The following is a 5,002-nucleotide window of genomic DNA, read 5'->3' on the forward strand; positions in this document are numbered from 1 at the left end:
GCGGGCGCCGCCGCGGGCCTCACCCTCGACCGCCAGTTCCTCCAGCGTCACGGACGGCGCCGCCCCGGTGTCGAGCTGGACGTAGCGCGGGTTGACGAGGGTGATCGTCGAGGGGCCGGCCGCCCGGTAGGTCAGGTCGGTGCCGTCGAGCAGTTCGGCCAAGGCGTCGAGGGGCCGGAAGGTGCCCTCGACGCCTCGGGTGGTCAACCCTTCGGTCAGGGCGGTCCGGTAGGCGAGAGTCAGCCCTGCCTGCTCGGCCAGGACCGTCAGGGCCGGTTCGAGCGGCCCGGCCGGAACCGCGACCCGGACCCGCGACGCCTCCGTGTCGCCCGGACCGGAGGGCGAGCCGTCGGTGACGGGGACGAGACGGATCCGATCGGAGGAGACCAGCGCCGCATCCTCGGCGCGGGCGACTTGGGCGGGGGCGACCTGGGCGAGCGCGGCTTGGGCGAGGGCGACCTGCGTCAGGGTCGGAAGCAGAGCGATCAGCGATGTACCCGCCAAAGCGAGATCCCGCGCGCGCCGCGCCACTCCGCGTCGATCTCCCACCACCATGTCCCGCGCCCCGTATCCCCGGCCGGAAGCGGCCACGCCCGCTCCTGCACCGATAGACCGGCGAGCCGGGAAACTCCTGACCTCCGGAACCAAGGTTTTTTGCCCATGCGCCTCAGAAATCCGTTCGGACGAGGACGAGCAGCGGCGTCAGGCGGGTGAGGCGCAGCCCCATCGCCGCAGCCAGGACGTCGAGCGCGGCGTCGGTGTCGCGCAGGTCGAGCGTGCCGCTGAAGCGGCGGCTGCCGAGCGCGGAATCCACCAGCAGGATGCGGCCGCGCCGGTAACGCTCCAGTTCGGTCAGAACCTGGGTGAGCGGCTGACCCGAGACGGTGAGTGTCCCTTCGCGCCACGCAATCGCCCGCGCCACGTCGCCCTTGCGGGCGACGGGACGGCCGTCCTCGTCCCGGACCGCGACCTCGCCGGCCTGGAGAAGCGTCCGGCCGGAATCCGTCGCGACGTCGACGCGGCCCTCGGCGACGCCGACGGGAGCGGCAGCCCCATCGACCCGGACGAAGAAGCGCGTCCCGACCGCGCGGGCCCGGACCCCGTTCCCGCGCACGATGAAGGGGCGCCCGGCATCGGGCACGACGTCGAACACCGCCTCGCCGCGCAGCAGCGCGACGCCGCGCTCGCCGTCCGTGAACCGCAGCGCCAGGGCCGTGTCGGTGTTGAGATCGACCCGGCTTCCGTCGGGCAGGGTCGTCGCCTCGATGCGGCCGCGATCGGTCCAGGCATCCGCCCGAATCCGGTCCACCCAGCCGAGCGGATCGCCCATGAGGCCGGCCAGACCGAGGAGGGCGGTAAGCGCCGCGAGGCCCTTCGGCAGCCGGCGCCGCCGCGGATCGGGCGCCCGCTTCATCGTGCGGCGCCACGCCTCCATCTCGGCGAAGGCTTCGGCGTGGGCGGGATCGGCCGCCGACCACGCCTCGAAAGCCCTGCGATCGGCCTCCGTCGCGTCCGCCGAGGAGAGGCGCGCGACCCAGAGCGCGGCCTCCTCGTAGACCGGATCGTCCTCGGCCTCGTCCGGCGCGTCCGGGGGCGTGCGCTCGTTCATTCCGTCGTTCTTGCCGGTTCTGTCGTTCTTGTCCGGTTCTCTTGCCGGTTCTCTTGCCACGGCCCGTCCCGCCTGCCCGGATTGGACCGGCGCGAGCCCCGTCCCCCTCATAGAGACCGGCGAGGACGGAAACCCCTGACGTGCCGGTTCAGAAAAAATCGCGGCAGGTGCGGCGGGTGTGGAGGAACGCCTTCATCAAGTGCTTCTCGACCATGTTGCGGCTGATCCCAAGCCGCGCCGCGATGATGCCGTTGGGCAGGCCGTCGAGGGTGCTGAGCAGGAACACCTCGCGGCAGCGCGGCGGCAGCCGGTCGATGGCGGCCGCGACGAGGCGCAGTTGCTGGCGCGCGATGACCTGCTGCTCGGGCCGCGACTGGCCGTCGGCCACCTCCGCGAGATCGAGATCCGTCAGGGAGGAGAAGAGCCCTTTCTCGAAGCGCCGCCGTGCCCCGAGATTGAGGGCGACGTTGCGCGCCACGAAGAACAGGAAGATCCGCGGCTGCTCGATCTCCGTCCGGTCGAGCGCCTTCACGAGGCGCAGATAGGTCTCCTGCGCGGCGTCGGCCGCGTCGGCCGGATTGCCCAGCAGGCGCACCAGGAAGCGCTGCAGCCTCGCGCCCTCGCCCCGATGCAGAGCCTCGATCAACCCCGCCGACATCCCTCGAATCCCGACCCCACGAACACGCGCGACGGCACCGTTCCCGGCCGCTACGGGAGGCGCAAAATTCGCATTGGGCAAGTCCGGGTGAATAGTTTGTATGGGTTCTAGAGTATTGGTCTTAATCAAAACAAGCCGTTGAGGTCCCTGTCGGAATCGATCGCCCCAGAGCCTGTGGTTCTACTGCCGCTATCCTGGGCCGGACCGCAAAGACGACGTCTGTTGCCGTCGAGCCACGGTGCCGCGTCCCGGCCGGCCTTTCGCGACCTGGCGCCGGGAGGGCGGCGAAACGGGAAAAGCCCGCGCCATCGATCCGACGGCGCGGGCTTCTACGAGGTTTCGAGATCCCAATTCGGAGTGCTTCACAGAACTCCCGATCGCTGGCCGTTCTGGCTCTGGCGATGAAAGGGCAGCGGGCGTTTCGTGAGAGACGCTCAGGCGCTGGCGCGCTTCGCTTTCGGCTTCTGGCTGAGGACGGCGTCCACCGGGAATTCGATGTCGACGCCGAGCGTCGAGACGCCCTCGCCCCGGTCCAGCTTGATCTGCACCTTGTCGCGCTCGACCGTGACGTGCTTGGCGATCACGTTCAGGATCTCTTCGCGCAGGGTGATGATCAGGTCGGGCCGTCCGTTCTCCGCGCGCTCGTGCGCGAGGATCAGTTGCAGGCGCTCGCGGGCCACCGAGCCCGAGCCGCGGGGTTTGAGGAAGGTCAGAACACTCATGCGGCCCTCCGTGTGAACAGCTTGTTGATCAGGGATTTGCGGTCGGACGGGATCGCCATCGGCACGGTCTCGCCCTTCAGGCGGCGCACGGCGTCGATGTAGGCGCGGGAGGGCGCGCAGAGCGGGTTGTTGAGCGTCACCGGGCAGCCGACGTTCGAGGCGCGCAGGACTTCGAGGCTCTCCGGGATGATGGCGAGCAGCGGGATCGAGAGGATCTCGAGCACGTCATCGACCTTGAGCATGTCGCCGCGGTCGGCACGGGCCGGGTCGAAGCGGGTCAGGATCAGGTGCTTCTCGATCGAGTCGCCGCGCTCGGCGCGCACGGTCTTGGAGTCGAGCAGCCCGATGATCCGGTCCGAGTCGCGCACCGAGGAGACCTCGGGGTTCGTGACCACCACCGCCACGTCGGCGTGGCGCATGGCGAGCTGGGCGCCGCGCTCGATGCCGGCGGGGCTGTCGCAGACGATCCAGTCGAACTTTTCGCGAAGCTCGCCCATCACGCGCTCGACGCCCTCGTCGGTGAGCGCGTCCTTGTCGCGGGTCTGGGAGGCCGGCAGCAGGGACAGGTTCTCCAGGCGCTTGTCGCGGATCAGCGCCTGCGGCAGCTTGGCGTCGCCGTTGGTGACGTTGATCAGGTCGTAGACCACGCGGCGCTCGGCGCCCATGATCAGGTCGAGGTTGCGCAGGCCGACGTCGAAATCGACCACGCAGACCTTCTCGCCGGCCTGCGCCAGCGCCGCACCGAGCGCTGCCGTCGTGGTGGTCTTGCCGACGCCGCCCTTGCCGGACGTGACACAAAGAACCTTGGCCATTCTCGTTTCCCCTTAACCCAAGGCTGCGATCTTGATCGCGCCGCCGTCGGACCAGATCTGGACCGCTTGGCCGCGCAGGTGAGTGCCCATGTCCTCGGCCGTGCGGACGAGGCGGTCGATGCCGAGAAGCTCGGGCTCGAACTTGCGGCAGTAGATGCGTGCGCGAGGGTTGCGGGCGGCGCCCGCGATGGCCCGCCCGCGCAGGGCGCCGTAGACGTGGATGGAGCCGCCCGCGAGGATCTCGGCGCCCGAGGACACCGAGCCCATCACGGTCACGTCCCCCTCCCGGTGGACGATGCTTTGGCCCGAGCGCACCGAGCCCTCGATGGTGAGGGACGACACGCCCGGCTTCTCTTCCTCGTGAGCCGGCGCCTCGAAGACGTCGCCCACGGGGCGGCCGCCGACGAGCCGCGGCGGCAGGAGCGAGGGCAGGGGAGCCTCCGCGCCCTCGATGCCGAGGATGCGGAGCTTGCGGGCCGACAGTTCCGCGATCAGGCTCTCCAACTCGGACGGCGCGGCGTTCAGGCCGGCGACGTCCAGGATCACGGCCCGGTCGTCGAACAGCGTGGCCGAGCGCTTCAGGGCCGCGTCCAGCAGGGCGAGCCATTCGGCGAGGGGAGCTTCCGGCGCCAGCGAGACGGCGCGGAACACGCGGCCTCGCAGGGGCAGTGAGGGGCGGGTGGGAGCGGGGCTGGTCACGGGCGTTGACGTTTCCTTACCGACGCACCCATTGACTGCCCGGATGGTTACCGGGGGGTTAATTTTTCCGGGTGCTGGGCAAGAATTGCCGGGCAGGATGTTTCCATCACACGCTCTCGTCCCGAAAAACGGCTTCCCGCCAAAGGCTTGGCTGAAATGTGCCGGCGGAAACAACCTTCAAGCCAGCCTGTGTCGCCCGGATCGCCGGATCCTGTGACCGATGCGAATCAGGCTCGCGGATCACGGATCCGCGACGTCGCCGAGCGCGAGAGCGCGCTGATGCGCGACCCGGGAGCAGGCGGGCCGGATCGAGGCATCCGGTACCGGCAAGGGCGCCATGGACGCCGTGGCGATGGCCGGTCCGAGTCGACCGTGCTTGCGACGCGCGCCCGGGCACTGGAGGAGGAGTCAGCCCTGGCGGGGGCGGTGCCGAGGCGCAGCGCAAGGGCGGCGATGTCGCCGCTCTGTGCTGGCATGCCGGAGCGTCTCTCCTCCCCCTTGC

6 protein-coding genes are annotated in these 5,002 nt (G+C 70.1%); all 6 read right to left on the reverse strand.

Annotated features, from left to right (window positions below):
- Nucleotides 1-504 (reverse strand): STN domain-containing protein (locus tag MFF42_RS25400; RefSeq protein ID WP_238258749.1); only part of this gene is annotated, 504 nt, incomplete at its 3' end.
- Nucleotides 505-667: 163 nt separating this feature from the next.
- Nucleotides 668-1,609: a FecR family protein gene (locus tag MFF42_RS25405; RefSeq protein WP_238258750.1), complete on the reverse strand. Its 942-nt coding sequence runs from the start codon at nt 1,607-1,609 to the stop codon at nt 668-670.
- A gap of 148 nt (nt 1,610-1,757) precedes the next feature.
- Nucleotides 1,758-2,267 (reverse strand): RNA polymerase sigma factor, encoded by a 510-nt coding sequence (locus MFF42_RS25410; protein ID WP_238258751.1) that lies wholly within the window; start codon nt 2,265-2,267, stop codon nt 1,758-1,760.
- 434 nt (nt 2,268-2,701) lie between these two features.
- A complete protein-coding gene (minE, locus tag MFF42_RS25415; RefSeq protein WP_238258752.1) occupies nt 2,702-2,989 on the reverse strand; it encodes a cell division topological specificity factor MinE in 288 nt (95 codons plus the stop codon).
- Nucleotides 2,986-3,801 (reverse strand): septum site-determining protein MinD, encoded by an 816-nt coding sequence (gene minD, locus MFF42_RS25420; protein WP_012453139.1) that lies wholly within the window; start codon nt 3,799-3,801, stop codon nt 2,986-2,988. The genes minE and minD overlap by 4 nt, the downstream gene beginning before the upstream one ends.
- Before the next feature lie 12 nt (nt 3,802-3,813).
- On the reverse strand, nt 3,814-4,452 hold the full coding sequence (gene minC / locus MFF42_RS25425; RefSeq protein WP_238258753.1) for a septum site-determining protein MinC: 639 nt from the start codon (nt 4,450-4,452) through the stop codon (nt 3,814-3,816).
- Between the last annotated feature and the right edge of the window lie 550 nt (nt 4,453-5,002).

Origin of the sequence: Methylorubrum podarium (assembly GCF_022179745.1) — a bacterium.
GTDB classification, from domain to species: Bacteria; Pseudomonadota; Alphaproteobacteria; order Rhizobiales; family Beijerinckiaceae; genus Methylobacterium; species Methylobacterium podarium.

Excerpts from the sequence above, each read along its gene's own strand:
- MFF42_RS25405 (WP_238258750.1), bottom strand. The coding sequence starts at position 1,609 with ATGAACGAGCGCACGCCCCCGGACGCGCCGGACGAGGCCGAGGACGAT.
- MFF42_RS25410 (WP_238258751.1), bottom strand. The coding sequence starts at position 2,267 with ATGTCGGCGGGGTTGATCGAGGCTCTGCATCGGGGCGAGGGCGCGAGG.
- minE (WP_238258752.1), bottom strand. The coding sequence starts at position 2,989 with ATGAGTGTTCTGACCTTCCTCAAACCCCGCGGCTCGGGCTCGGTGGCC.
- minD (WP_012453139.1), bottom strand. The coding sequence starts at position 3,801 with ATGGCCAAGGTTCTTTGTGTCACGTCCGGCAAGGGCGGCGTCGGCAAG.